Annotated in this window: 21 protein-coding genes; 13 read left to right on the top strand and 8 right to left on the bottom strand. The window is 58.0% G+C overall.

Translation table 11 applies throughout. From position 1 onward, the window contains the following. Positions 1-34: 34 nt before the first annotated feature. From HUW35_RS00495 to HUW35_RS00480, 4 genes are all read right to left on the bottom strand, one after another. A complete protein-coding gene (locus HUW35_RS00495) occupies positions 35-2,809 on the bottom strand; it encodes a valine--tRNA ligase (protein ID WP_181253786.1) in 2,775 nt (924 codons plus the stop codon). Positions 2,810-3,012: 203 nt separating this feature from the next. Beyond that, complete coding sequence (locus HUW35_RS00490; RefSeq protein ID WP_181253785.1) at positions 3,013-3,951, bottom strand: hypothetical protein; 939 nt, start codon at positions 3,949-3,951, stop codon at positions 3,013-3,015. Positions 3,952-3,977: 26 nt separating this feature from the next. Beyond that, positions 3,978-4,403, bottom strand: coding sequence for a DNA polymerase III subunit chi (locus HUW35_RS00485; RefSeq protein ID WP_181253784.1), 426 nt, complete (start codon positions 4,401-4,403; stop codon positions 3,978-3,980). A 345-nt stretch (positions 4,404-4,748) separates the two neighbouring features. Beyond that, on the bottom strand, positions 4,749-6,218 hold the full coding sequence (locus tag HUW35_RS00480; RefSeq protein ID WP_181253783.1) for a leucyl aminopeptidase: 1,470 nt from the start codon (positions 6,216-6,218) through the stop codon (positions 4,749-4,751). Between the two features lie 253 nt (positions 6,219-6,471). Here HUW35_RS00480 and lptF point away from each other — a divergent pair, with 253 nt between their 5' ends. After that, positions 6,472-7,635: an LPS export ABC transporter permease LptF gene (gene lptF / locus HUW35_RS00475; protein WP_255463392.1), complete on the top strand. Its 1,164-nt coding sequence runs from the start codon at positions 6,472-6,474 to the stop codon at positions 7,633-7,635. Continuing rightward, positions 7,622-8,683 (top strand): LPS export ABC transporter permease LptG, encoded by a 1,062-nt coding sequence (gene lptG / locus HUW35_RS00470; RefSeq protein ID WP_181253782.1) that lies wholly within the window; start codon positions 7,622-7,624, stop codon positions 8,681-8,683. Before lptF ends, lptG begins: the two co-directional genes overlap by 14 nt. Before the next feature lie 67 nt (positions 8,684-8,750). Here lptG and HUW35_RS00465 read toward each other — a convergent pair whose 3' ends face one another. Next, positions 8,751-9,260, bottom strand: a complete 510-nt coding sequence (locus tag HUW35_RS00465) for an RDD family protein (protein ID WP_181253781.1) — start codon at positions 9,258-9,260, stop codon at positions 8,751-8,753. Between the two features lie 89 nt (positions 9,261-9,349). Continuing rightward, positions 9,350-9,850, bottom strand: coding sequence for a hypothetical protein (locus HUW35_RS00460; protein ID WP_255463391.1), 501 nt, complete (start codon positions 9,848-9,850; stop codon positions 9,350-9,352). A gap of 559 nt (positions 9,851-10,409) precedes the next feature. Here HUW35_RS00460 and HUW35_RS00455 point away from each other — a divergent pair. The 5 genes from HUW35_RS00455 to HUW35_RS00435 all read left to right on the top strand — a co-directional run bounded on the left by HUW35_RS00455 (position 10,410) and on the right by HUW35_RS00435 (position 16,909). Next, the gene (locus HUW35_RS00455; RefSeq protein ID WP_181253780.1) at positions 10,410-13,124 is read left to right on the top strand and encodes a family 20 glycosylhydrolase; all 2,715 of its coding nucleotides are present in this window, start codon (positions 10,410-10,412) and stop codon (positions 13,122-13,124) included. Between the two features lie 399 nt (positions 13,125-13,523). After that, positions 13,524-15,152, top strand: a complete 1,629-nt coding sequence (locus HUW35_RS00450; RefSeq protein ID WP_181253779.1) for a GMC family oxidoreductase — start codon at positions 13,524-13,526, stop codon at positions 15,150-15,152. Beyond that, complete coding sequence (gene rlmA / locus HUW35_RS00445) at positions 15,149-15,958, top strand: 23S rRNA (guanine(745)-N(1))-methyltransferase (RefSeq protein WP_181253778.1); 810 nt, start codon at positions 15,149-15,151, stop codon at positions 15,956-15,958. The genes HUW35_RS00450 and rlmA overlap by 4 nt, the downstream gene beginning before the upstream one ends. A 79-nt stretch (positions 15,959-16,037) precedes the next feature. After that, positions 16,038-16,472 (top strand): tRNA adenosine(34) deaminase TadA, encoded by a 435-nt coding sequence (tadA, locus tag HUW35_RS00440; RefSeq protein WP_181255362.1) that lies wholly within the window; start codon positions 16,038-16,040, stop codon positions 16,470-16,472. A gap of 2 nt (positions 16,473-16,474) precedes the next feature. Then, on the top strand, positions 16,475-16,909 hold the full coding sequence (locus HUW35_RS00435) for a potassium channel family protein (RefSeq protein ID WP_181253777.1): 435 nt from the start codon (positions 16,475-16,477) through the stop codon (positions 16,907-16,909). A gap of 27 nt (positions 16,910-16,936) precedes the next feature. Here the strand turns inward: HUW35_RS00435 and HUW35_RS00430 are convergent, their stop codons facing one another. Beyond that, entirely contained in the window at positions 16,937-17,539 is a 603-nt protein-coding gene (locus HUW35_RS00430; RefSeq protein ID WP_181253776.1) for an NADPH-dependent FMN reductase, read from the bottom strand. Positions 17,540-17,735: 196 nt separating this feature from the next. On the opposite strand from HUW35_RS00430, the gene HUW35_RS00425 reads away from it, so the two are divergent. From HUW35_RS00425 to HUW35_RS00405, 5 genes are all read left to right on the top strand, one after another. Further along, a complete protein-coding gene (locus HUW35_RS00425) occupies positions 17,736-18,647 on the top strand; it encodes a LysR family transcriptional regulator (RefSeq protein ID WP_181253775.1) in 912 nt (303 codons plus the stop codon). A gap of 205 nt (positions 18,648-18,852) precedes the next feature. Next, complete coding sequence (locus tag HUW35_RS00420; RefSeq protein ID WP_255463390.1) at positions 18,853-20,121, top strand: hypothetical protein; 1,269 nt, start codon at positions 18,853-18,855, stop codon at positions 20,119-20,121. Positions 20,122-20,555: 434 nt separating this feature from the next. Further along, positions 20,556-21,317, top strand: coding sequence for an OmpW family protein (locus HUW35_RS00415; protein WP_181253774.1), 762 nt, complete (start codon positions 20,556-20,558; stop codon positions 21,315-21,317). 135 nt (positions 21,318-21,452) lie between these two features. Continuing rightward, positions 21,453-22,400 (top strand): DnaJ C-terminal domain-containing protein, encoded by a 948-nt coding sequence (locus HUW35_RS00410; protein WP_181253773.1) that lies wholly within the window; start codon positions 21,453-21,455, stop codon positions 22,398-22,400. A 40-nt stretch (positions 22,401-22,440) separates the two neighbouring features. Then, a complete protein-coding gene (locus HUW35_RS00405) occupies positions 22,441-22,758 on the top strand; it encodes a chaperone modulator CbpM (RefSeq protein WP_181253772.1) in 318 nt (105 codons plus the stop codon). A gap of 14 nt (positions 22,759-22,772) precedes the next feature. On the opposite strand, the gene HUW35_RS00400 is transcribed toward HUW35_RS00405, so the two are convergent. Beyond that, positions 22,773-23,756, bottom strand: a complete 984-nt coding sequence (locus HUW35_RS00400; RefSeq protein ID WP_181253771.1) for a calcium/sodium antiporter — start codon at positions 23,754-23,756, stop codon at positions 22,773-22,775. 187 nt (positions 23,757-23,943) lie between these two features. Here HUW35_RS00400 and HUW35_RS00395 point away from each other — a divergent pair, with 187 nt between their 5' ends. Continuing rightward, the gene (locus tag HUW35_RS00395; protein ID WP_181253770.1) at positions 23,944-24,879 is read left to right on the top strand and encodes a tellurite resistance TerB family protein; all 936 of its coding nucleotides are present in this window, start codon (positions 23,944-23,946) and stop codon (positions 24,877-24,879) included. Positions 24,880-24,959 lie beyond the last annotated feature (80 nt).

The raw sequence follows: 24,959 nt of genomic DNA, 5'->3' as shown, positions 1-24,959 counted from the left end.
CCCCCGCCAGTATCACTTGTGCAAATCGGTCAACTTACGACAGCTGGCTGATTTCCTCCAGCTGCTGCTGCAGGCGAGAGCGGGCACTCTCGAATTCGACCAATCTGTCTTTTTCCTTGTTGACCACGGCTTCGGGAGCCTTGTCGACAAATTTCGGGTTGTTCAGTTTGCCGTTAACCCGCGCAATCTCTTTGTCCAGCTTGTCGATTTCTTTCTGCAGGCGCGCACTTTCCGCCGCCACGTCAATCAGACCAGCCATGGGTACCAGCAATTCCAGGTCGCCTACCAGTGCCGTGGAGGAGGCCGGTGCAGTTGCACCTTGCTCCAGCCATTCGATGGAGTCGAGGCTGGCCAGCTTGGTCAGCAGGCTGCGGGTCTGCTTCAGTAGGTCTTCGTCCCGTGCGGAGCCGTTGCGCAGGATCAGCGGGATTTTCTTCGCCGGCGAGATATTCATCTCACCGCGAATGTTGCGCACGCCCTCAATTACGCCCTTCAGCCAGGCGATGGCCGCTTCGGCATTTTCGTCGATGCGGTGTTCGTTGGCTTCCGGGTAGGGCTGCAACATGATGGTGTCGCCGGCTTTGCCGGCCCGGTCCTTCACGCGCTGCCAGATTTCCTCGGTGATATACGGCATCAGCGGGTGTAGCAGGCGCAGGATGGTTTCCAGCACGCGGATCAGGGTGCGACGGGTACCTTTCTTCACCGCATCGCTGGCGTTGTCGTCCCACAATACCGGCTTGGACAGTTCCAGGTACCAGCTGCAGTACTCGCCCCAGATGAAGTCGTACAGTGCCTGGGAGGCGAGGTCGAACCGGTAGTTGTCTACCGCTTCTTTCACAGTGATTTCGGTGCGCTGCAGCAGGGAGATGATCCAGCGATCGGCGATGGACAGCTCGAAATCATCGCTGCCATCCTGGCCGCAATCGTGGCCATCGCAGTTCTGCAGCACATAGCGGGATGCGTTCCAGATCTTGTTGCAGAAGTTGCGGAAACCCTCGATACGGCCAACGTCGAACTTGATGTCGCGACCGGTAGAGGCAAGGGAGTAATAGGTGTAACGCAGTGCGTCGGTGCCGTAGGCGGCGAGGCCTTCGGGGAATTCCTTGCGGGTCTGCTTCTCGATCTTTTCGCGCAGGTGTGGCTGCATCATGCCAGTGGTGCGCTTGGCTACCAGGCTTTCCAGGTCGATACCGTCGATCAGGTCGATGGGGTCGAGCACGTTGCCCTTGGACTTGGACATCTTCTGGCCGTGGCTGTCGCGCACCAGGCCGTGCACGTACACGGTGTGGAAGGGCACTTCCTTCTTGAAGTAGAGGGTCAGCATCATCATGCGCGCGACCCAGAAGAAAATGATGTCAAAACCGGTGACCAGCACGCTCGTCGGGTGGAATGCCGCCAGCTCCGGGGTTTCTTCCGGCCAGCCCAGGGTACCGAAGGTCCACAGGCCGGAGGAGAACCAGGTGTCGAGCACGTCGTCGTCCTGACGCAATTCGATATCGCCCAGGTTGTGCTTCTTGCGCACTTCTTCTTCGCTGCGACCGACGTAGACCTTGCCTTCGTTGTCGTACCACGCCGGAATGCGGTGCCCCCACCACAGCTGGCGGGAGATACACCAGTCCTGAATATCGCGCATCCAGGAGAAGTACATGTTCTCGTAGTTCTTGGGCACGAATTCCACGCGGCCGTCTTCCACGACCTTGATGGCTTCTTCTGCCAGCGGCTGGGTTTTCACATACCACTGGTCGGTGAGCCACGGCTCGATCACCACGCCGGAGCGGTCACCGCGGGGGACTTTCAATGTGTGCGGCTCGATTTTTTCCAGCAGACCGAGAGCATCCAGGTCATCGACTACCTGCTGGCGCGCGGCGAAGCGCTCCATGCCGCGGTATTTCTCCGGCACGTTGTCGTTCAGGTTGGCGTCCTGATCGAGGATGTTAATCATCTCGAGATTGTGGCGCTGGCCCATTTCGTAGTCGTTGAAGTCGTGGGCCGGGGTGATTTTCACACAGCCGGTACCGAACTCCAGATCCACGTAGTCGTCGGCAATGATCGGAATCTCGCGGTCCGCGAGCGGCAGCTTGATGGTTTTGCCGATCAGGTGCTTGTAGCGCTCGTCTTCCGGATGCACTGCCACAGCGGTGTCGCCGAGCATGGTTTCCGGGCGGGTGGTGGCAACCACCAGGTGGCCACTGCCGTCGGTCAGCGGGTAGCGGAAGTGCCACAGGTGGCCCTGTTCTTCCTCGTTCAGCACTTCCAGATCGGAAATTGCGGTGTGCAGTTTCGGGTCCCAGTTCACCAGGCGCTTGCCGCGGTAGATCAGGTCGTCTTCATACAGGCGGATGAACACTTCCTGTACAGCCTTGTAGAAGCCGTCGTCCATGGTGAAGCGTTCGCGGGACCAGTCCGGGCTGGCGCCGAGGCGACGCAGCTGGCGGGTGATGTTGCCGCCGGACTCTTCCTTCCACTCCCAAACTTTCTCTATGAACTTGTCGCGGCCCAGCTCGTGGCGGGACTTGCCTTCAGCGGCCAGCAAGCGCTCTACCACCATCTGCGTGGCGATACCGGCGTGGTCGGTGCCCACTTGCCACAGGGTGTTGTCGCCCTTCATGCGGTGGTAGCGGATCAGGGCATCCATGATGGATTCCTGGAAGCCGTGGCCCATGTGCAGGCTGCCGGTGACGTTCGGCGGCGGGATCATGATGCTGTAAGGATCGGCTTCGGTATCACCGGACGGCTTGAAATAGCCGTTTTCTTCCCAGGTTTTGTACCACTGCTGTTCGATGGCGTTGGGCTGGTATGTCTTGTCCATGCGCGGGGGAATGCCTTGCTTTGAATCGCTTTGCCGCCCGGGGCCGGATACGCGGTCACACCGGGGCGATGAAATGAATGGGTGAGTATATAAAAAGGGGCGGAATTATACCGCCGGGGCCGGTCGGGGCAAAAGGTTGCCGGGGATTTCCTGAATTGGCGCCTGGAACCGATTCGACAGGTTGCTCGATCGGCCGGGCTGGGTCATTCGGATTCGAGTTCTTCCGGGTAGATCTCATTCACCATCCGGGTGATATTCGCGCGCAGCTGGCGCTCCAGCTCGGGCAGCTGTTCGGCCATCAACTGCTCAATAAGGCGCTCGCGATCGCTGGGACCGGTTTCTTGTTCTTTGCCTGTATCCGCGGGTTGCGCGTTTTGCGGCTCCGATGGCGTATCGGGCTCTTCCTCTATGGAGGGCTTTGCCTCTGATGCTTGATCGGGTTCCGGGCGGGGAATTCTGCCCCCCGTCAGGCGCGCGCGGATATGCGGTGGCAGGAAGGGGTTTTCTGACATCGCCGCCGGCAGCGGTTTCCGCTCGCTCTGGGCTTTTCGCTCAATGGCGGGTGTGTCAGGCGCGGAGGCGGGCTCCACCTCAATCTTCTCCGCATTTCCTGCCTTCTCATCCGTCACCGGCAGTGGCTTGGCGGGCTTTTGCTGGGGATCGAAGAGGCCGGGTTGGAATTCTTCACGGGAAGAGGCGCCATTGGTTTTCTTTATATCTGATTGTTCTTCGGATGTATTTTCGGTCTGGGTGGCGTTGCTCTCTGCCGGCGTCTGTTTGTTTTCGGTCAGCGGGCTGGTGCTGCGCGGCAGGTTCTGCAGTGGGCGCAACAGTTCCCGGTCGGCATCGCTGAGCAGCGGGGCATATTCCTCCGCGGGCTCTTCATCCACCGGGCTGAACAGGATGGGCAGGTCTGCCTCTTGCAGCGGGCGCTGGGCCGCTAGTGGCGCACGTTGTGGCTTTGTGACCGGTGGGGCACTTTGGGGTTGTTCAGATTGGTTGGGTCCGGCGACCTGGTCGAGCAGCGGGATATCCGCTTCCATATCGCTGCCGAGGAGCTCCCGCAGGGAGTTGAGCTCACTGAGTAGCTCGTTCGGGGGCTGGCCGTGGCGATGCTTTCTGTTTTTCTTGCGACCGGACATGGAGCTGGCTTTCGTTTCCGCTGGGGTCAGTTGGGTATCTTGTGTGATTGTAACGGATATCCCCTGTCACGGAAGTGACTGTATCGCGTTCTCGAGCGGGCGAGGGAGTCCGGGTGCTGGCAGACGATTTCTGCGAGACGATCGAACTGGCTGAACCAGGTGGGGATTTCACCGCGCAGGTTGATGAGCAGGCCGTGGTGCTGGGCGGGGTCTTCGCCGCTGTTGATCTCGATTGCAGCCTGCTGGTCCAGGTTCTGGGGCGCATGGGGCAGGAAGCTGTCTTCCCGGAAGGTCCACAGAAGTTCGTCCAGCTGTTGTGCCTGCTGCTCGCCATCGACGGCAATCAGCACGTGCAGGCCATTGCGAAAGGCCTTTTCGGCGAGGCGACAGGCGAAAATCGGGATCTCATCCTGATTTTCAGAGGGTAAAACGTAGAAATCTATTCGAGTCATCGATTCGGGCCGTTGGGCGCGGGAGGTTAATGTGAAGGTGCCGATACCCGGTAAAGCCTTGTGAGACCTTCTGCGAGAGGGACCTCACAGAAGAGCCCCCATGGATGGGTTCACGGCGTGTCTCGCAAGGCTTTACCGGGTAGCGGTGCCGCCACTTCATCATTTCAGAGCACTGAAGCTGGTTGTGAGGCGGTCCCGCTGCCGGAAACGGTTCGCAGGACACGCCGTGAACCCATCCATGGGGGCTTGTCGAAAAGGTCCCTCTTTTCGACAGTCCTGCGAACCGTTTCCGGCAGCGGGACCTGCGCCTCGGAGATTTGGCTTCGTATTTGACGCTGCTGTCGTTTACTTTTTGTTCAGGATGTATTGCAGCAGCAGCGGTACCGGGCGTCCGGTAGCGCCTTTGGCCGCGCCGGACTTCCAGGCGCTGCCGGCGATATCCAGGTGGGCCCAGTTGTAGTCTTCAGCGAAGCGCGCCAGGAAGCAGGCGGCGGTAACGGAACCGGCTTCACGGCCACCGATGTTCTGCATGTCGGCAAAATTGGAGTTCAGCATCGGCTGGTATTCGTCCCACAGGGGCATACGCCAGGCGCGGTCACCGGTCGTTTCACCGGCAGCAAGCAGCTCTTCGGCGAGCTTGTCCTGGTTGGCATAGAGGCCGGTGGCGTGGTTGCCAAGTGCGATGACACAGGCCCCGGTCAGGGTGGCCACGTCGATCACTACGCTGGGCTTGAATTTGCCCGCCCAGGTGAGGGCATCGCACAGAACCAAACGGCCTTCGGCATCGGTGTTGAGGATTTCGATGGTTTTGCCGCTCATGGAAGTAACAATGTCGCCTGGCTTGCTGGCGCGGCCACTGGGCATGTTTTCCGCGGCGGCAACCACACCGACCACATTGACCGGCGCATTCATTTCTACCAGGGCATTCATCACGCCGAAGACACTGGCGGCGCCGCACATGTCGAATTTCATTTCGTCCATCTGCATGCCGGGCTTGAGACTGATGCCACCGGTATCAAAGGTGATACCTTTACCCACCAGAACAATCGGCTTCTGTCCGGTTTTGCCACCTTTATAGTTCATCGCGATCATCGCGGCGGGCTCGTCACTTCCCTTGGCGACGCTCATGAAGGCGCCCATGCCCAGGGCTTCCATCTTCTTGTTATCGAGCACGCTGGTGGTCAGTTTTGGGTGTTTCTTCGCCAGCGCTTTGGCTTCAGAGGCGAGATAGCTCGGTGTACAAATATTGCCCGGCAGGTTGCCCAGCTCGCGTGCTACGTTGCTGCCCGATGCCTGGGCACAGCCCAGATCGACGCCCTGTTGTACTGCCTTGAGCTGTTTTTTGTCCGCGGCGTGAACGGTGAATTTGGCCAGCGGGTAGGGTTTGGCATCGCTGTGACAACGGGTGAATTTGTAGCCAGCGAGACCTGCGGCCAGCGCCAGCTGCTGCGCCTGCCAGCCAGCGTCGGCATCAGTAACGGAGACTTCGCCCAGGTAGCTGGTGGCATCCTTCAGGGATTTGACTGCAGCGGCGCTGGCACTTGCCAGCTTGCGGAACTCTGCCTGGGAGACGGGCGTTTTACCGGAGCGCACCAGCAGGACCCGCTCGGCGCCGCCTTCGAGGGTGGGGACCATAAGGGTGCTGCCGGCGGCGCTGCCGAGATCGCCGCGCTTTAACAGTTTGGCCAGGTTGCCGCCATTGGCCTTGTCGAGGGCGCTACCGCTATCGGTGAAGCGGTTCTTGTTGTCGACGGCGATAATGGCGCAGGCGCTGCGCTGTTTGCTGATGTCGGTGACCTTGGCGTTACACTGCATGTAATTGGTTCCTTGATGTTCTGGTAAGTCCGCGGCTTGTGCGTATCGATACGAGCAGGGTATCTGTCAGTCTGGTTGTTCTGAACCGAGACATTGCCGGGCTTTTTAGTGATAATGCGCCGCACAAGTTTAACCCGAGAAGGATCGGATTGCTTGATCCGGTGTCCTATGCTGACACCGCTTGTATCTAAACCGGAATCTCGACTTCCATTCGCCATTTCTTCGAACTGTAATCAGGGAAGCTGGTCGTTCAGTGATTATTTTCCGCTACCTCTGTCGCGAACTACTCGGCGCGACACTTGCCGTCAGTGCCGTGCTGTTGCTGATGGTTATGAGTGGCCGTTTTGTGAAGTATCTGGCCGAGGCGGCAGCGGGAGATCTGTCCGCGGGCATCCTGTTTTCTCTGATGGGATATCGCCTGCCTGGCTTCCTTGAGCTGGTGGTGCCGCTAGGCTTTTTTGTGGGCATCCTGCTGGCTTACGGTCGTCTGTATATCGAAAGCGAGATGACGGTGCTGCACGCCTGTGGTTTCAGTGAGCGGCAGTTACTGCGCTATACGCTGGTGCCTGCGCTGCTGGTCGCGGCGCTGGTGGCTTCCATGAGTCTCTACCTGACTCCGACCGGTATTGAACGCACCTCCCATCTGCTCACTGCAGACAAGACCCGCAATGAATTCGATCACCTGGTGCCCAAGAAGTTTGTCGCCACCGGCGGAGATCGGGCGGTGTACTACGCCGATGGTCTCAGTGACGACAAGTCCACCATGCACGATGTGTTTCTGGCCGAGCTAGGGAATTCCCGCGGGAATATGGAAACCGATCACCAGATTGTCACCGTGGCCCGGGAAGGGGTGCAGTTGATCGACCCGGAAACCGGGCTTCGGTACCTGGTACTGCGCGACGGCTATCGCTACGAGGGGATCCCCGGACAGAGCGATTACCGCCAGATGGCGTTTTCCAGCTATGAGGTGCTGCTGGATATTCCGCGCCTGCGCAGCAAGGCCAGTGAGAAGCTGCAGTCCATGTCCACCGCCGCGCTGTGGAAGAGTGATAACCCGCGTGAGCGGGTCAACCTGCACTGGCGCTTCAGCTTGCCGGTACTGGTATTGATAGTGGCCATTCTCGCGGTGCCACTAAGCCGTACCAACCCGCGCCAGGGACGCTACGCGAAGATGATTCCTGCAGTGCTGCTGTATATCGTTTACCTGGTTGCCCTGCAGGGGGTCCGTGGTGCCATCGAGGATGGCAAGATCGAACAGGCCTGGGCTATATGGCTGGTGCATCCGCCATTTCTGATTCTTGGATTGCTGCTGCTCGGCGGGCGCAATCGCAAGCCGCGCAAACCCCGTGGTGGCCCGAATGCCGGTGGTGATGCCCGAGTCCACGGTGCAAGTGGAGGTTCCGATGTCCCGGCTTGATCGCTATATTGCCCGCACCGTGACCATGGCCATTCTCGCCGTTTTGCTGGTGATCCTGGGGCTGGACCTGATTTCCGCGATTGTCGATGAACTCGAGGATCTCGGCGATAACTATCAGTTTGTCAATATTCTGGAATATGTCCTCTGGACATTGCCCGAGCGCATTTACAGCCAGCTCGGCTTCTCCGCGCTTGTGGGGTGCATGGTTGGTCTGGGTACTCTCGCCAGTACCAGTGAATTGACGGTGATGCGGGCTTCCGGGGTTTCTATCGGGCGGATTGCCTGGGCGGTGATGAAGCCGGTTCTGGTGCTTATCGTGCTGGGACTTATGCTCGCCGAGCTGGTGATTCCGGTGACCAACCAGGCCGCCGAGAGCCGCAAGGCCATTGCCCAGGGCGAGCTGGAGAACTCCGGTCTGGAGCAGGGACTGTGGCTTTACGACGGCGGCGAGTTTGTCCATTTCAATGCGGCACTGCCTGGCGGAACCCTGTTTGGCATTACCCGATACCGTTTCGACGAGGATCGCCAGCTGCAGCAGGTGGTGTTTTCCGAGCGCGGCCACTATGAAAATGACCGCTGGGAGTTGCAGAACAGCCGTCAGACCAGTCTCACACCGGAACGCGCGAGCAGCAGTCAGGAAGAGCGCTCCTACTGGGATTCGGACATGTCCCCGGATCTGTTTTCGTTGGTCGTACCGATGCCATCGGACCTGTCGCCGCGCAACCTCTGGTCATACGGCAAGTTCCTCGATCGCAAAGGCGAAGAGTCCGCCCGCTACTGGTTGGCCTTCTGGAAGAAAGTGTTGCAGCCGCTCACCATCGCCGGTCTGGTCATGATGGCTATCTCTTTTATCTTCGGCCCCCTGCGGGAGGTGACCACGGGGCTGCGGGTATTTACCGGGGTGATCGTGGGGATTGTGTTCCGGACGGTACAGGACATGCTCGGTCCTTCGTCGGTGGTATTCGGGTTCTCGCCGTTTATCGCGGTGATTGTGCCCATCCTTGCCAGCTTCCTGCTCGGCTGGTTGCTGCTGAAGCGCGCTCGCTAGCGATTTTTGATTGGTCGATAGCGGGGGCTGGTTTGGCTGAACCGGTCCCCCGCTCACTAGGCTGCGATCAGCTCAGCTTCTTTTCCTTCTTCTTTTTGGGCAGGCGCCTCACCTCAGAATCCGATGCCAGGTCGTGCCAGCTGGCGCCATCGCTGCGGAAATATCCCCACAGAAAGCCCAACCCAAAGCAGCCCAAAGAGATGGGGCCCACCAGGGCGCGTATCAAACACTGGTACCAGCTCAGCTGCACGCCGTTGTTATTGGCAACCATCAAGCGCCACGCGCGCATGCCGATGGTCTGGCCGGCTACACGCCAGGACCAGAAAAAGTATCCCGCTGTTACCAGTACCAGGCCCAGCTGATACAGCGGTCCACCCACGCAGGGCGTGTAGTCCACATGTTCCGGTTGGCACTGCAGGCCGCCGAATGTAGAGACCACTAGCATTGCCAAGAAGCCGTACACCATCCATAGGCCCGCCACGATCAGGGTATCGTAGAGTAGGGACATGAGTCGCGGCAGGACGCCGGCGTAGGGAAGCTGGTTAAACTGGGTGGGCGTTTTGACTGGATCTGGCACGGGAATCTCCGCCGGTAAGAACTGGCGGGGATTCTAGCAAAACTGATTGCTCGGCGGGAAAACGAAACGGAGGGGGCACAAGGCCCCGCTCAGAACTGGTATTCGAAAGAGAAGCGGAACTTGTCGTCAGATAACCGGAAATCGTAATCCAGGTTCTGGTTCAGGCTGCCATTGCTCTGGGTGTAGCGCAGCAGCGGGTGTTGCCTGTTGCGCTTGTGCTGTGCCATGTAGGTTTTGAAGCCCATTTTCAGAATCTCGTTCACGGCGCGGCCGCCGGTCACATTGTTGGATTCATCTGGGTGGGTATAGAGCTCCAGCCACTGGTGGTTCAGGCGGCGGTGTACCATGCCCATGGAGTTATTGCGCAGGTTTTCCGCGGACTCGTACAGGGCGTGGTTGTCCATGCCGAAGGCACTGTCGATGAAAAAGGCGTTGTCTGCCTGGAGATTCAGCGCGGTGTTCGAGTCCGGGATAAAAATGCTGTCGGCGAGTACTGAGGTGGAGGCGGGGATAAATACGAGCGCGATCGCTGCCGACCGGCAGGATGCAAGGCACTTGTTGGAACGAAACCTGTTACTGCGAGTTTCCATTTTTCCACCCCGGGGCGTTTTACTTGGTTCAGAGCGCCGATGAACAGCTACTGAATTTATTATGGCTCACCCTTAATAAACCGTTGTATCTCACAAATCCGCGTAATTTTCCACTGACGTCAGTGAATACTCCTGCGTTCCTGGTCATTTTATGCCGGGCCCCGTGGTTGCTGGATGTCTAGAGTTTTGCCCAGCTGGTGCGGGCTGTGCAGAGGTTTCCGCCAGTATTTTTTAAGACCAAAACCATTGGGTCAAAATTTTGTTTATAAAAACTTTGTCTAGTGGTTGGGAGCTTGGATCATTAGGTGCAGGGGTGGTTCATTGGTCACTTTATGTTTGGCGTCTGCATTCTCCTATTGATCGGAGTCCGCCGGATCGCCCAGCTGACGTCTGCCATAGGGGGCGGCCGGGACTGTCGATGGCAGGGGCGCACAACTGGTTGACAGCGTTGTCTTTTACGTTAAGGTGGACGGTTGACCGGTATAGGAAACCGGCCAGATTACATAAGAAGCCAACCGGGCATCCAAGCAGGATGTACCCACCGATAAAGAGAAGATCGATGAAGCGACTTCCCCTTTTTGCCAGCCTTGCGCTGTCTGCCTTTATTGCCTCCTGTAGCGACTCGGATTCCGTTAGTAGGGAGGACGCAACCGCGCGTATCGCCGCCAACTTTGATGTAACCCAGGAGATCCTGACCAATTTCCAGGGGGTGGACGCGGATTTGCGCGCGCAGTGCAAGCAGGCCGGTGGTAGCGAGGCGACCTGTTCCACCTACCGCATCAGCCTGATCAACAATGGACCGTCGATCGGCGCGGAAGAACGGGATTGGACACTCTACTTCCACAGCGTGCGCCGCGCTCTGGCGCTGCTGAACAGTGACGAATTCACCCTCGAGCGGGTCAATGGCGACCTGCACCGACTGACGCCTACAGACGCATTTAATGGTATTCCCAGCGGTGAACCCCTGGCACTGGACTTCCTGATCGAGAGCTGGATGCAGTTCGAGTCCGACTTCCAGCCGCGCCTGTTCGTGGTCGACGCTGACGGACAAGCGCAGGTGATCGAGTCCACGGATACCGACGACCTGCAGGACATCGTCCTGCCCATCACCAAAAACGACCCGGACAACTGGAAACGGGTCGCCAGCGATGCCAACACACTGGCCACGGCGGCCAGTCGCTTCCAGCGCTTTACTGCTGATGCCGAGATCATCGGCAATGCAGGGGAAAACTGGCGCGGCCGGATTATTCCCCAACCGGTCACTACCACGTTGCCGGACGGCGCGCCGGTGAATCTGGATAACGGGCTCACTCTGACGGCAAATGGACTGGCTGAAGGCAGCGTGGCGGCCCTGACACAACGGATCAAACAATTGGGCCTCGCTGCGGACAGTAAGGACGCCTATCCGGTCGAGGTAGCCGTCGCGTCATCGTCTTTCGATGGGGCAGTGGCCGGTGCATATCGCCTCACCGTAGGTGAAGACGGTGCGACCGTGACCGGCGCAGACGAAAGTGGTGCTTTCTACGGCGTTCAGTCGCTGCTGGCACTGGTGGACCTGAAAAGTAAAACCATGCCGCTGGCGGAGGTAGAGGATGCGCCGCGCTTTCCGCACCGCGGCATGTTTCTCGACGTGGGCCGCAATTTCCACAGTAAAGAAGTAGTGCTCAAACTGCTGGACCAGATGGCGGCCTACAAGCTCAACCGGTTCCATTTCCACCTGTCCGATGACGAAGGCTGGCGCCTGGAGGTTCCTGGATTACCGGAGCTGACCGAGGTGGGCAGCCAGCGCTGTTTTGACCTGGATGAAAATCACTGCCTGCTGCCGCAGCTGGGGTCCGGCCCCAATGCGGATAACTTCGGTAGCGGCTTTTACAGTGTTGATGACTATGTAGAAATTCTGCGCTACGCGGCGGATCGCCAGATCGAAGTGGTCCCGGAGTTTGATATGCCCGCCCATGCGCGCGCTGCAGTGGTGTCAATGGAGGCCCGTTATCGCAAGCTGAAAGACACCGATCCGGCGGCTGCCAGTGCCTATCGCCTGATCGATCCTCAGGACGATACCGAGTACCTATCGGTCCAGTTTTACCATGACAGCTACATTAATCCCTGTATGGATTCCACTTACCAGTTTGTGGGTAAGCTGATCAGCGAAGTGAAAGCCATGCATGACACCGCCGGGGTAGCGCTCGAAACCTGGCACTTTGGTGGTGATGAGGCGGTGAATATTCTCGCGTCTGGGTCGTTCGAGGTCGGTCCGGGCAATGATCCTGCGAAGGGGGATGTCACTGCGGAACAGCGCAACAAACCCTGGGCCAATTCGCCCCAGTGCAAAAAGCTGATTGCCAGTGGTGAAGTCAGGGCCATTGACGAGCTGGGTGAGCTCTACGCCAAGCGTGTAAGCAAGCTGGTGGCCGACGCTGGTATTCCCACCATGGCGGCCTGGAACGATGGTGTAAAGAAAATTACCGACGCTGACGCCGAGCTCGCCACCGAGCACAGCTATGTGAATTCGTGGGCGCCCCTGTTCTGGGGTGGGGGTGACGAGAGTGTGCACTTCTACGAGACTGGTTTTGACCTGGTGCAGTCCCACTCGGACTACCTTTACTTCGATATGCCTCAGGAAGTGGATCCCGCGGAGCGCGGTTACTACTGGGCGTCTCGCTACACCGATGCCCGTAAAACCTTCAGCTATACACCGCTCAATACCGCTCAATTGGCCGAGCTTTATCCCAATCGTGACGGACACGGCTGGACCGCGACTTCGCCTGCGGCAGAGTTTGCACACAGTGTGAACGGTATGCAGGGGCAGCTGTGGAGTGAGGTGGTGCGTACCGATGAGGCGGTGGAATACCAGGTGTTCCCGCGTCTGCTGGCGCTGGCGGAACGCGCCTGGCACCAGGCGTCCTGGGAACTGCCAATTCAGGAAGGGCAGGTATTCTCTGCCGAGACCAGGTTTATGGACAAGCAGGCACTCGCTCGGGATTGGCATAACTTTGCCGCTGCGCTGGGCAACAAGGAGTTGCGCAAGCTGGACCGTGCAGGAATTGGCTATCGAGTACCCGTGCCCGGCGCGGTGGTTGATGGCGATACCGTAAAAACTGCTCTGCCATATCCCGGGCTGTCGCTGGAGTATTTTGACGGTGACACCTGGCAACCACTGAGCGACAAAGTGGCGGCACAGTCGGTGCAGTCTGTTCGCGCTCGCAGTGCTGATGGCAAGCGTGCCGGTCGTGCGGTTTCGCTGGAAAGCGCCAAGACGTTGACCGCTCGCTGATTTTTCCCTTCTTGTAGCGGTGGTCCCACAGAGATGTGGGACCACCGCCGCCTTCCTCCCGGCATGCCGCGTTCATCGCACAAACACCTGCTGACTCACTCATCGACTCATCTCCGAGCCGTGCTCTGCGGTTGCTCACGCTTCTGATTAACTGACAGGTCTACAATTGCCGAGTCAGCAGCCGGAGTCTTCGGTTGTGGGTGGCGCGGTTATCCTCCCTGGCTCGGCCTCAGGTTCTGGCCCGGCCTTTCCTGTCAACGGTGACGTGGTTTTTGCCATCGGAATCGGGAGCCAGTCCCGAATATGCTGTAATGACTGAAGTCGGGGGCTGCTCGGTTTACTGTCGCTACCCGTCCGCGATAAAGATCATAAGAAGCATAAGGTTGAATAGAGGGAACTATGGCGAGATCCAAGGTGTACGATTATGTGATCGTAGGGGCGGGGTCCGCCGGCTGTGTGCTGGCCAACCGTCTCAGCCAAGACGAGCAGAATCGGGTTTGTCTGCTGGAGGCGGGGCCCTCAGATCATAACCTGATGATCCAGATGCCTGCGGGTATCGGCTATCTGGTACCCGGGAAGCGTTTTAACCGTCATCACTACACTGAACCGCAGACCAATCTCGACAATCGTCGCCTGTTCTGGCCGCGCGGGCGCGTGCTGGGGGGCAGCAGTGCGATCAATGCCATGATTTATGCACGCGGCAATCCGGGAGACTACAACGCCTGGGAAAAGGCCGGTAACCCCGGGTGGGGGTGGTCGGGTATGTTGCCGTACTTTCTGCTGTCGGAGGGCAACCAGCGTGGCAGCGATGCTTATCACAGTGGTTATGGACCGCTGGCTGTTTCCGACCTGAAATGGAAGTCGGCCGCAGGGCAGGCATTTGTAAGCGCTGCCCGCGAAGCGGGACATCGCCTCAATCACGATTTCAACGGCCATCACCAGAATGGCGTGGGTTTCTATCAGGTGACCCAGAAATTTGGCCGGCGCTGCTCTTCTGCCACTGCTTATCTGTATCCGGTGAAAAACCGTCCCAATCTGAGTATTTACACCAGCGCGCCGGCGGCGGTGCTTGAGTTCAAGGGAGATCGGGTAAGTGCGGTGCGGTTGCAAAACGGCACCCGAATAGTGGCCAACAAAGAAGTGATTCTTTGCGCCGGGGCAATCCAGTCACCACAGCTACTGATGCTTTCGGGGATAGGCCCGGAGGGGGATCTGAAAAAACTCGGTATCGTGCCCCAGTGTCACCTGCCGGGTGTGGGGCAAAACCTGCAGGATCACCTGGATATTACCCAGGTGGTGGAGACCGACCGACCTGTCGGCTTTAACGATGCGCTATGGCCCAAGCTCAAGGCTGCGCTGACCTTACCGCAATACCTGTTACTGAATCGCGGCATGCTCACCAACAATATCGCCGAGGCAGGAGGGTTTGCCAGTTCCAGTCTGGCGGGAGAGTACCCGGATATTCAATTCCACCTGAGTGCGGTTCCGCTATTTAATCACGGACTGATCAAGCGACCGGGAGATGGCTATTCCCTGCATGCCTGCGCACTGCGTCCCAAAAGCCGCGGGTCTATTTCCCTGGCCTCTCGCGATCCCAAAGCCTCCCCGCGGATTCAGCCCAATTACCTGTCGCATCCCGAAGATCTTCAGGTATTGCTGGAGGGGTTTGAAATGGCGCGGGACATTATCGGCAAGTCCTCGTTGAAAACACTGCACAAGCGCTGGTGGTTGCCGGGTGAAGCGCTTTCACAGCGGGATTCGATTGCCGATTTTATTCGCCAGTATGCAGAAAGCATTTATCACCCGGTAGGCACCTGCAAGATGGGGCAGGATGAAATGGCAGTAGTGGACAGTGAGTTGCGGGTGCGGGGTGTGGATGGACTGCGGGTAGTGGATGCCTCCATAATGCCGACCCTTATCAGCGGTAACACCAACGCCCCGGTGATAGCTATTGCAGAAAAAGCCGCGGAATTAATTCTCGATAAGCCCGCACTTCACAAGCAGCAGGAACTCAGCGAAAACGCATGATCTGGCAGTGCCCCCATTGTAAACAGTCTCTCGATTTACAGGACCAGAGCTGGCGCTGTGCCAGTGGCCACAGCTTTGACCGCGCCAGGGAGGGGTATGTCAATCTGTTGCCAGTACAGCAAAAACGCAGTAAAGAGCCGGGTGATTCGGCGGAGATGCTCAATGCCCGGCGGCGTTTTCTGGAAGCAGGCCATTACATGCCGCTGGTGGAGGCCATCTGTGCGCAGTTGTCGCGCACGCTCGGAGAGAGTAGCCGGCTGCTGGATGTCGGCTGCGGAGAAGGGTATTACACACGGCAGTTGGTGGGGAACGGCTGGCGGGCCGCGAATATTTTCGGAATCGATATCGCCAAGCCCGGGGTGCGTCTCGCGGCAAAGAAGCTACCCGAGGCCCACCATGCGGTGGCGAGCAGCTATCACTTGCCGGTATTGGATAACAGCGTAGATGCGATTTTACGTGTGTTTGCCCCCGGGCCGACTGAAGAACTGCTCCGTGTTTTGAAACCGGGTGGCGTATTTTTGGATGTCTCGCCTGGTCCGGATCACCTGTGGAGCCTGAAGCAGCGCTTGTACGAAAACCCGCAGCGTCACGAGGCACCGGCGCCGCTGGCGGGTCTCACACTGCTCAGTGAATTACGCTGTGAATTTTCGTTGAATATCGAGAAAAATGCCGAGTTGAGGGACTTCCTTTCCATGACGCCATTTGCCTGGAAAGGGCGCAAGGAGTCTCGCGAAGCACTGGAGCAGCAGGATTCACTAGAACTGGAAGCGGACTTTCTGTTACGCAGTTTCAGCCGCAGCGATTGAGGGTTTTTCCAAATAGGAAAAATCAAACAGAACCAGATACGGACAAGGTGACGACAAAGTGGCGACGCCGCGGGATTACATGTTTATGCAGCAGGCGCTGGCGCTCGCTGCCAAGGGTGCGGAACTGGGGGAGGTGCCTGTGGGAGCGCTGGTGGTTCTCGATGGAGAGATCATCGGTGAGGGATTCAATCAGCCTATTTCCACGTCTGATCCCAGTGCGCATGCCGAGGTAAAGGCGCTGCGGGACGCTGCATCCCGGCGGAATAACTACCGCCTTCCCGGCGCCACCCTGTACGTCACCATCGAGCCCTGTACCATGTGCTTCGGTACCCTGATTCACGCCAGAATTGCGCGCTTGGTCTACGGCGCAGCTGAGCCCCGTGCCGGGGTGGTGGCCAGTCAGTTACAGTTGGCCGAGCAGACATTTTTTAATCACAAGATCGAAGTAGAAGGTGGCGTATTGGCAGCGGAGGCCGGCGCCCTGGTTCGGGAGTTTTTTCAGAAGCGACGCTAGCAATGTTATTGGCTGTCTTGATTAATTCACTACTGGTGGCGGTGGCCGTGGTCATTCACCACGAGGCGCTGAACTTCCTGTTCTGGCTGGGACGGCAAGTGAATGTGCGTCGTAATGTGGGCGTATTGATCGGCGTTTTCGGCGCGCTGGTCGCCCATGTGGTTGAAATCTGGATGTTTGCGGTGGGTTACCTGTTTATGTACCACTCGCCTTTCTTTGGCACTCTGGAGGGGAACTTCAACGGGTCCCTGATGGATTGCGCCTATTTCTCGTTTACCACCTACACCTCACTCGGGGTCGGCGATATAGAGCCTCACGGAGCCCTGCGGTTTACTGCAGGGCTCGAGGCGTTGACCGGGCTGGTGTTGATTACCTGGACCGCTTCGTTCCTGTTTCTCAAAATGCAACGTCACTGGAAGCGGGGCCCCGACCAATAAGCAGCGGGGCATCCAGCTACCCATCGATCAAGCGGCAGAATTAGCGGTGCTCGCGGTTACGACGATTGCCTCAAGGGTCTCTTTTACCAGGGCGTCGAGCTGTGCAGCCATCGCTTCATCGATCATCCTGCCGTCCTCGTTGAACAGGTTCATCGCGCCCGGTACCGCAAGCATGGTCGGCGCAATCCAGGTGCCGAGGGGTTGCAGAATATCGCGCAGGTGGTTGAGTCCACGCATCCCACCCAGCCCACCGGGTGAGGTGGCGAAAAGTGCCGCACGGCGACCCTGGAATACCTCGGCGCGGCCGTAGCGGTCATCCGGGCGGGATACCCAGTCGATCAGGTTTTTCAGTGCGGCAGTCACCGAGCCGTTGTACTCGGGGCTGGCGATCAGCAGGCCGTCGGCACTGGCGAACAGGTCCTTCAATTTACTCGCTTGCTCGGGTACACCTGCCGTCTCGATATCCTCGTCAAACAGGGGCAGGGGATAGTCGCGCAGGTTTACCTCGATCACTTCCGCACCGGCTTCACGGGCCATCTGCGCCGCGGCTGCAGCGAGCTGCCGATTGTAGGAATCCTGGCGCAGGCTGCCAGCGAGGGCCAGCAGGCGTGGTTTCTGGTTGTTGCTCATGGGACACATCCTATCGGTGATTCGGGTTTTGGACCGCCGCCTCCTGATTCGGGGCATTGGTAGGGTCTGATTGGCAGTCATTGTGTCGAATAGTGGCTGGAACAAAAATAGAGATTCTGCAATGCTTCTGTGCATATATGCACAGAAGTCGGTCGCTTCTCCCAGGGAGTCGGGATCCGGTACAGGAAAGAGGGCAATGGCGCGGAATTCAGTAAAGGATTGGAATAACTTGCACTACGCACTGGCGGTAGCCCGGGCCGGGACCCTGTCCGGCGCCGCGCTGGAGCTGAATGTGTCACATTCCACGGTACTGCGACGCATAGACGCGCTTGAAAAAGCGCTTGATACCCGCCTGTTTATTCGCCATCCCCGCGGTTACGTGCCAACGGAAGCGGGGCAGATGCTGATGAATGCTGCGGAGAATATGCAGGATCAGCTGGATCTGATGGTGGGAAAAATGCAGGGGGTGGACGAGGCACTCCACGGCACTCTGGTCATCACTACCGTCAATACCCTTATTCCGCTTCTGATGCCGATCATCCGGGGATTTCAGGCGCAGAATCCTCAGGTTCGATTGCAGCTGGTGGCAGATCGCAGGCACCTGCGTCTGGAGCATGGGGAGGCGCACATCGGCATTCGCCCGGGGGCGAGACCGACGGAGCCTGATTATGTCGTGCAGCCCGGCGCCTCGCTGCAGAATACGCTTTATGCATCCCAATCCTATCTGGACGAATGCGGCCCGTTTACCGGGCTGGATCAACTCGACGGACACCGTTTTATTGCACCTATCGAGGCCTATGACTTTATACCCAGCCTGGACTGGATTACCCGCCATGTGCCGGAAGAGCAGATCGTATTCCGTTGCAATGAATTTTCCGGTTTCGAAGACGCCGCTCGTTGTGGAGTTGGAATTGCCGCTCTGCAAAGCTGGTGTGCTGAAGCGCGGCCGGGACTTCAGCGGTTAATTGACCCGCCGCCGGAATGGCAGACAAAGCTGTGGCTGGTAACCCACCGGGATATGCATCGCACGCGCAAAGTACATTTATTTCTACAGTGGGTAAAAGAAGCGCTTGCCAGGCTGTCGCCGGATATCGGTGTGGTAGCCTGAAACATTAAATAGTAGTCATTCGATATCGTTGGCTGGTACCCGCTGTCAATAGGCGTGTACCTTCTGTAGTCGACATTCAAACCACGTTACCCAAGGGGCTGTTGTGAAAAAAATAAACGCTATTGTGGTTCTTCCTCTTTTTCTATTTGCACTCGGGGGATGTGAACAGAAGCCAAAACCGGCGACGGAAGAAGATTCAGCCGCTGTGGAGTCGCTTCCACTGGATGAAGCCGAGGGCCAGCACCTGGACAAAGATCCGGAGCTGGACCAGTTGGCGGAAGAATATGTGCGGCTGGTGCTGACCTTGGGCAATCACGACAAGAGTTACGTGGATGCCTACTACGGCCCCGAGGCACTCAAAGCAGAAGCCGAGGCCGACCAGGCCTCCCCGGCGGAACTCGCCAGCAGAGCGGAAATGCTGCTTGCCAGGCTGCCACAGGAAATCAAGCCGGCCGATGACCTGCAGACCCTGCGCAAGCACTACCTGAAAACCCAGCTCACCGCGGTTGTCGCTCACGCTCACCATATTGCCGATGCCAGCTTTCGCGATTTCCAACGAGAGGCCAGAGCGCTTTACGATACAGAACCGCCGATACAGACCTACGCCGAGTTTGAGCCGGTACTGGCGCAGCTCGAAAAGGAGCTTCCGGGCAGTGACCCCCTGCACATCCGCGTACAACAGTTTCAGCAGCAGTATCAGATTCCGGAAGACAAGCTGGAGGTGGTATTTGAGGCCGCCATTGCCGAGTGCAAGAAGCGCACCGCGGCGCATATCAAATTACCCGATAACGAAAGTTTCAAACTGGAGTATGTACAGGGCAAGCCCTGGAGTGGCTACAACTGGTATCAGGGCAACGCGCACAGTCTGATCCAGATCAATAGCGAGCTGCCGATCTATATCGACCGCGCGGTAGATCTTGGCTGCCACGAGGGTTATCCGGGGCACCACACCTACAATGCGCTGCTGGAGCAGAAACTGGTCAAGGACCTGGGGTGGCAGGAGTACAGTGTCTATCCGCTTTTCAGCCCGCAATCACTGATTGCTGAAGGCAGTGCGAATTACGGTATCGAGCTCGCCTTTCCGGGAGAACAGAAAACCCGCTTTGAACAGGAAACGCTTTATCCCCTTGCTGGCCTGAACCCGGAAACCGCGGAGAAGTATCACCGTGTCCTGGCATTGAAGGCCCAGCTTAAGTTCGCAGAGAACATCGTCGCGCGGGAATATGTCAACGGCAAGATTGATCGCGATGAAGCGGTTGAGCGCTTCCAGAAGTACACTGCCATGAGTCCGGAAAAAGCCGCACAGCGTGTCAGCTTTGTGGATACCTACGGTGCCTATGTCATCAATTACAACTGGGGTAAGGCATTGGTGCAGGAGTACGTAGAGCAGGGCGCGGATACGAGTGATGATCGCTGGAAAAAGTTCTCCAGACTTCTGTCTTCTCCACGTCTCCCGTCTTCACTTTACTGGTAAGTTTTTCTCAGGGATGGTTGCTCTGTGCGCCAGAGCGCCATCTCAACATTTCTTTACGCTTTCTGCGGTTCCGCTTTTTTTCTGACCTGAATGTCGCCTTAAAGGTTGACGGAAATTTTCCTATTCCGTTTTCCGTGATACCGAGTTTTCCACAAGACTGGCATCCAAATGATTTTCTGTGGATATGTTTGGCGGTAAAAGTCACGAGATCGGCGCGTAAATCCATTTTTAATGGATCGTCTTTTTCGATGAGGGATTCCGTGCCTGGCGCGTGAGTATTTCAAACGGAAGTGTGTGGCGACAAGATTGTGCAAAAGTTCCACAGTTGAAGTTTTTTTTTGGTTGTTTTTTCTACAAGCCGTTGTTTGCGTGTCTAGACTGACAAGTGATTGGGTTGATTGCTGTTTAATTTGCCGAATACGATGGAGTTCTCAATGAAAAAGACACGCGTTCTGACACCGCTTGCAATCGCTGTAGCCGCTCTGATTAGTGCACAACAAGCTGCCGCTGATATGTGGAGTGATGGTGACTTTATTATTCGCGCCGGTGCCAGCTGGATAGATCCAGATGACGATAAGCGTCAATTCCGCCTGAGCGATAATTACTACGGTGCCGGTTTTAATGTTGATGCAGATACTACCTGGAATATCTCCGGCGCCTGGTTGCCGGTAGAGCACTGGGGAATGGAGCTGATGCATATCGGCAGCACCAAGCACAAGTTGGGCATCAAGGATATTCGTGACGGAAACGTTACCTACACGACTGACCGCTACCGTGCGGGCCGCTTCGACGCGGCTTACTCCAATGCCTATCTGAACTGGTATCCGCTTAGCCGCGATTGCCTGGGACAGCCCTATGTTGGTATCGGTGTGAACTATACCGATTTCAGCAATGAAGGCCTGAGTCGCAAGCTCCGCGATCGGATTAACGACCCGGCTCTCGGGTTGGATATCCGCGATGTGGATCTGGGCCTGGGGCATTCCTGGGGCTTTACCAGCCAGTTGGGTGTGGATTTCCGCTTCGGTCGTGAAAGTGCATTCCTGGTCAACGCAGCGGTGCTTTACATCGATGCGGACACCGACCAGACCATTTACTTCACCGATACCGCCCTGCCAGGGAACCCCAGAGGTTCCATTAAAGAAAAAGTTGACTACAGCCCATGGGTATTCAACCTGGGTGTGGGCTACTCTTTCTGATCACCTTCTGGTGATGCAAGGGTAACGTTCAGGGATGAACGGAAAAAGGCACCTTCGGGTGCCTTTTTTATTGCGCTGACTTTTTGGGCTAGCTTAATAACTTGGAAAATCTGAAAAGGACGGGGCGGGTTGCGTATGGAGTATCGTGACTATTACCAGATCCTCGGCGTCGAGCGCGAGGCCGCACAGGATGAGATCAAAAGGGCGTATCGAAAACTGGCGCGCAAATACCATCCGGATGTGAGCAAGGAAGGCGATGCGGAAGATCGTTTCAAGGAAGTCAGCGAAGCCTACGAAGTACTGAAAGACCCGGAAAAACGTGCCGCCTACGACCAGCTGGGGAAAAACTGGGACAGCGGTCAGGACTTCCGGCCGCCGCCTGATTGGGACCAGGGCTTTGAGTTTCACGGTGGTGGCTATACCGAGGCGGATCCGGAAGCCTTCAGTGATTTCTTCGAGAGCCTTTTTGGCCGCGGTGGTTTCACACACGGCGGATTTCGTCGAGGAGGGCAGCAGTTTCACGCCCAGGGCGAGAATACTTATGCGCGCATCGCGATCGATATAGAAGACAGCTATCGGGGCAGCAAGCGCCAGATCACTTTGAAGCACTCGGTCTTGGGCGCTGATGGGCGTCCGGTGATCAAAGAGCGCAAGCTCAATATCACGATTCCCAAGGGCGTGACCGAAGGGCAGCAGATTCGTCTGGCCGGACAGGGGGAGCCGGGAATGGGCAGCGGTAAACCCGGCGACCTCTATCTGGAAATTATCTTCAATCCGCATTCGCGATTCAGCGCCGAAGGCAAGACGGTCTATCTGGAGCTGCCGGTGGCCCCGTGGGAGGCCGCTTTGGGTAGCAAGGTGAAAGTGGATACCCCGGATGGCCCGGTCAATCTCACATTGCCGCCCAATAGCAAAAGCGGTAGCAAGTTGCGCTTGAAAGGGCGGGGGCTACCGGCAAAAGAGCCCGGTGACCTGTATGTGGTGCTGGATGTGGTCACTCCGCCGGCAAATACCGAGTCAGAAAAAGCTGCCTATGGCGCATTTCGCGATGCTTTCAAGTTTGATCCGCGTGCGGGCGCGTGAGCGGTTTTAAGTGCCGGACAAGTTTCAGGAGAGGGATGGTATGACACCAGAGCATGAACAGGCAGAGGCGGTAGCGGTAGTCCTGGATGAGGGCAGTCAACTGACGCTGCGTGAACTGTGTATCGCGTGTGCGTTGTCCGCAGAACAGGTGATGGCACTAATGGACGAGGGGGTCATTGAGCCGCAGGCTATAGAGGGTGCGTTAACGTTCAGTGGCGTCTGCGTCAGGAAGGTGAGGCGGGTGGTCAGACTGGAGCGTGATCTCGGCGTAAATCATGCCGGTGCTGCGCTGGCACTGGAGCTGCTTGAGGAGATCGAGCAGCTCCGTGCGCGAATTCGTCGTTTGGAGCGACGCTAATTCTGGTCCCGCGATCAAAGCGCCTTGCTGGTGATCTGATAAATCAGGTAGCCGGTGTAAACCACGTAAGCCAGCAGCAGCGCGGCCCCTTCAAAGCGATTGATCCGACCCTGCCTGCCACGGAAGCCGTAGCCGAAAATAAACAGCGCAATGGTCAGGCCCATTACCATCGGCCAATCGCGGGTGATCAGTTCAGGCGGCACGATGGGCATGGGCGCGATGGCTCCCGCGATACCTACAACTGCCAGCAGGTTGAACATGTTGGAGCCAACCACGTTGCCGATGGCGATATCGTGCTCGCCCTTGCGCGCTGCGGCGACGGTGGCCGCAAGTTCAGGCAGGGAAGTACCCAGTGCGACAATGGTGAGGCCGATGATCAGGTCACTGACACCCAGCTGCTGGGCGATGGTGACTGCGCCCCAAACCAGCATGCGCGAACTCACGATCAGCAGTATCAGGCCCGCCACGACCCAGAACAGCGCCTTGCCCAGTGGCATATCGTGCTCTGCCAGTTCGGAGTCATATTCGCCTTCGATGGCATCCCCTTTGCCTCTCAGTGCAGAAAAGACTGACCAGCCGATCAGGCTGAAAAAGCCTGCCAGCAAGATCACTGATTCGGTGCGGCTGAGGCCTCCGTTCCAGAAGAATGCTGCGGTGATACAGGTGATTACCAGTAGCAGGGGCAGCTCTTTACGGATGATCTTACTGTTGACGGTAAGCGGAATCACCAGCGCGGTCGCGCCGAGGATAAGTCCGGTGTTGGCGATATTGGAACCATAGGCATTACCCAGTGCCAGGCCGGGGCTGCCGTCCAGTGCCGCCAGGGCAGATACCACCATTTCCGGCGCCGAGGTGCCAAAGCCCACGATCACGATACCGATCAGTAGAGACGGCATCCCCGCATGTTTGGCAGTGGCGGCGGCGCCATCGACGAAGCGGTCAGCGCTCCACATCAGCAGCACAAATCCGGCAAGTATTGCGAGCAGGGCAAGAATCATGGGGGTCCTTAATCTCAGATAGCAGTCTTCTAGATGTTCAATTCGCCACCGGCGGGGCGAATCGGGGCCGATTGTAGCGACATTACCGCGGGCTTGCAGGTTTGATTCTTACTGTGCGCGCTGGTGGCGCCAGATACCGGACCCTAAAGTTTGGGCTGATTTTGATACTGGCAGAGGCCGTGGCGTTATGAACAAGAAACTGCTCCTGGGGGCGCTGATTGGCGCGGGTATGTCGATGTTGAACAAGAAGATTCGCCAGCAGTCCGCCCCGGCGCCCGGCACACCGCCACCGGACTTCCATCGCCCTGATTTCAGCAAAGTGCCGCCGCCAGAGCAGACCGGCGGCGCTGGCGGCCCCAACCTGGACGATATTCTCGCTCGCGCCGGGCAGCCGGGCGGGTGGAATCCCGGCAATGGCGCCGGAGCTGGGCAGGGGCCGGGTGGGGATATCTTTGGTGGCGCGGTTCCCGCCGGCGCCGGTGCCGGCGGCGCAGCGGTTTTGATGGAGATCGCGCGCAGGATCTTCGCGCAAATGCAGCAGTCTGGTGGCGCAGCGCCTGGTGGTGGAATGGGGCGTGGCTCTGGCGCTGGAATGGACGGTGGGCTCGGGGACGTACTCGGGCAGATCTTTGGTCGCGCCGGAGGCAAGTTTGGCCAGCAGGGGCCTCAGGGCCCCCAGAGCGCGCCGGGTAACTGGCAGAGTGCATCGCCCCGCGGTAAGGGTGGACTGTTCGGGTTTGTGAATACCGCCGACGAGGGCGGATCGGATGCAGGCGATGGTGAAGCGCAGGCCGATGCCATGCTGAAGGCCATGATCGCTGCCGCCCAGGCGGATGGCCGGATCGACGAGGCCGAGCAACGCAATATCTTGCAGGCTCTGGATGGCCAGCTGGAGGCGTCAGCCCTGGACGCTTTTCGGCAGTTTCTTACCCAGCCGGTGAGTATGGATTATGTGGTATCTGCTGCGCACGATCCGGCCACGGCGTTCAACCTTTATCTGGTCTCGGCGATGACCATCAACCCGGACAATGCTCAGGAGAAACAGTATCTGGAAACTCTGGCTGAAAAGCTGGGGATTTCCGAGCAGGCGGCGCACGCCGTAGAGCAGCAGTTGCCGCGTTAGTCGTGAGGGAATGACTCTGGCATCGCGCGGGCAGGACTAGATGGTCCGGTGGCGGCGCCGCCACGAGACCATCTAATTGC

The sequence above is a fragment of the Microbulbifer sp. YPW1 genome (assembly GCF_013367775.1).
Lineage (GTDB): Bacteria > Pseudomonadota > Gammaproteobacteria > Pseudomonadales > Cellvibrionaceae > Microbulbifer.
The sequence above is the reverse complement of the archived record's forward strand: the minus strand, read 5'-3'. Positions and strand labels throughout refer to the sequence as shown.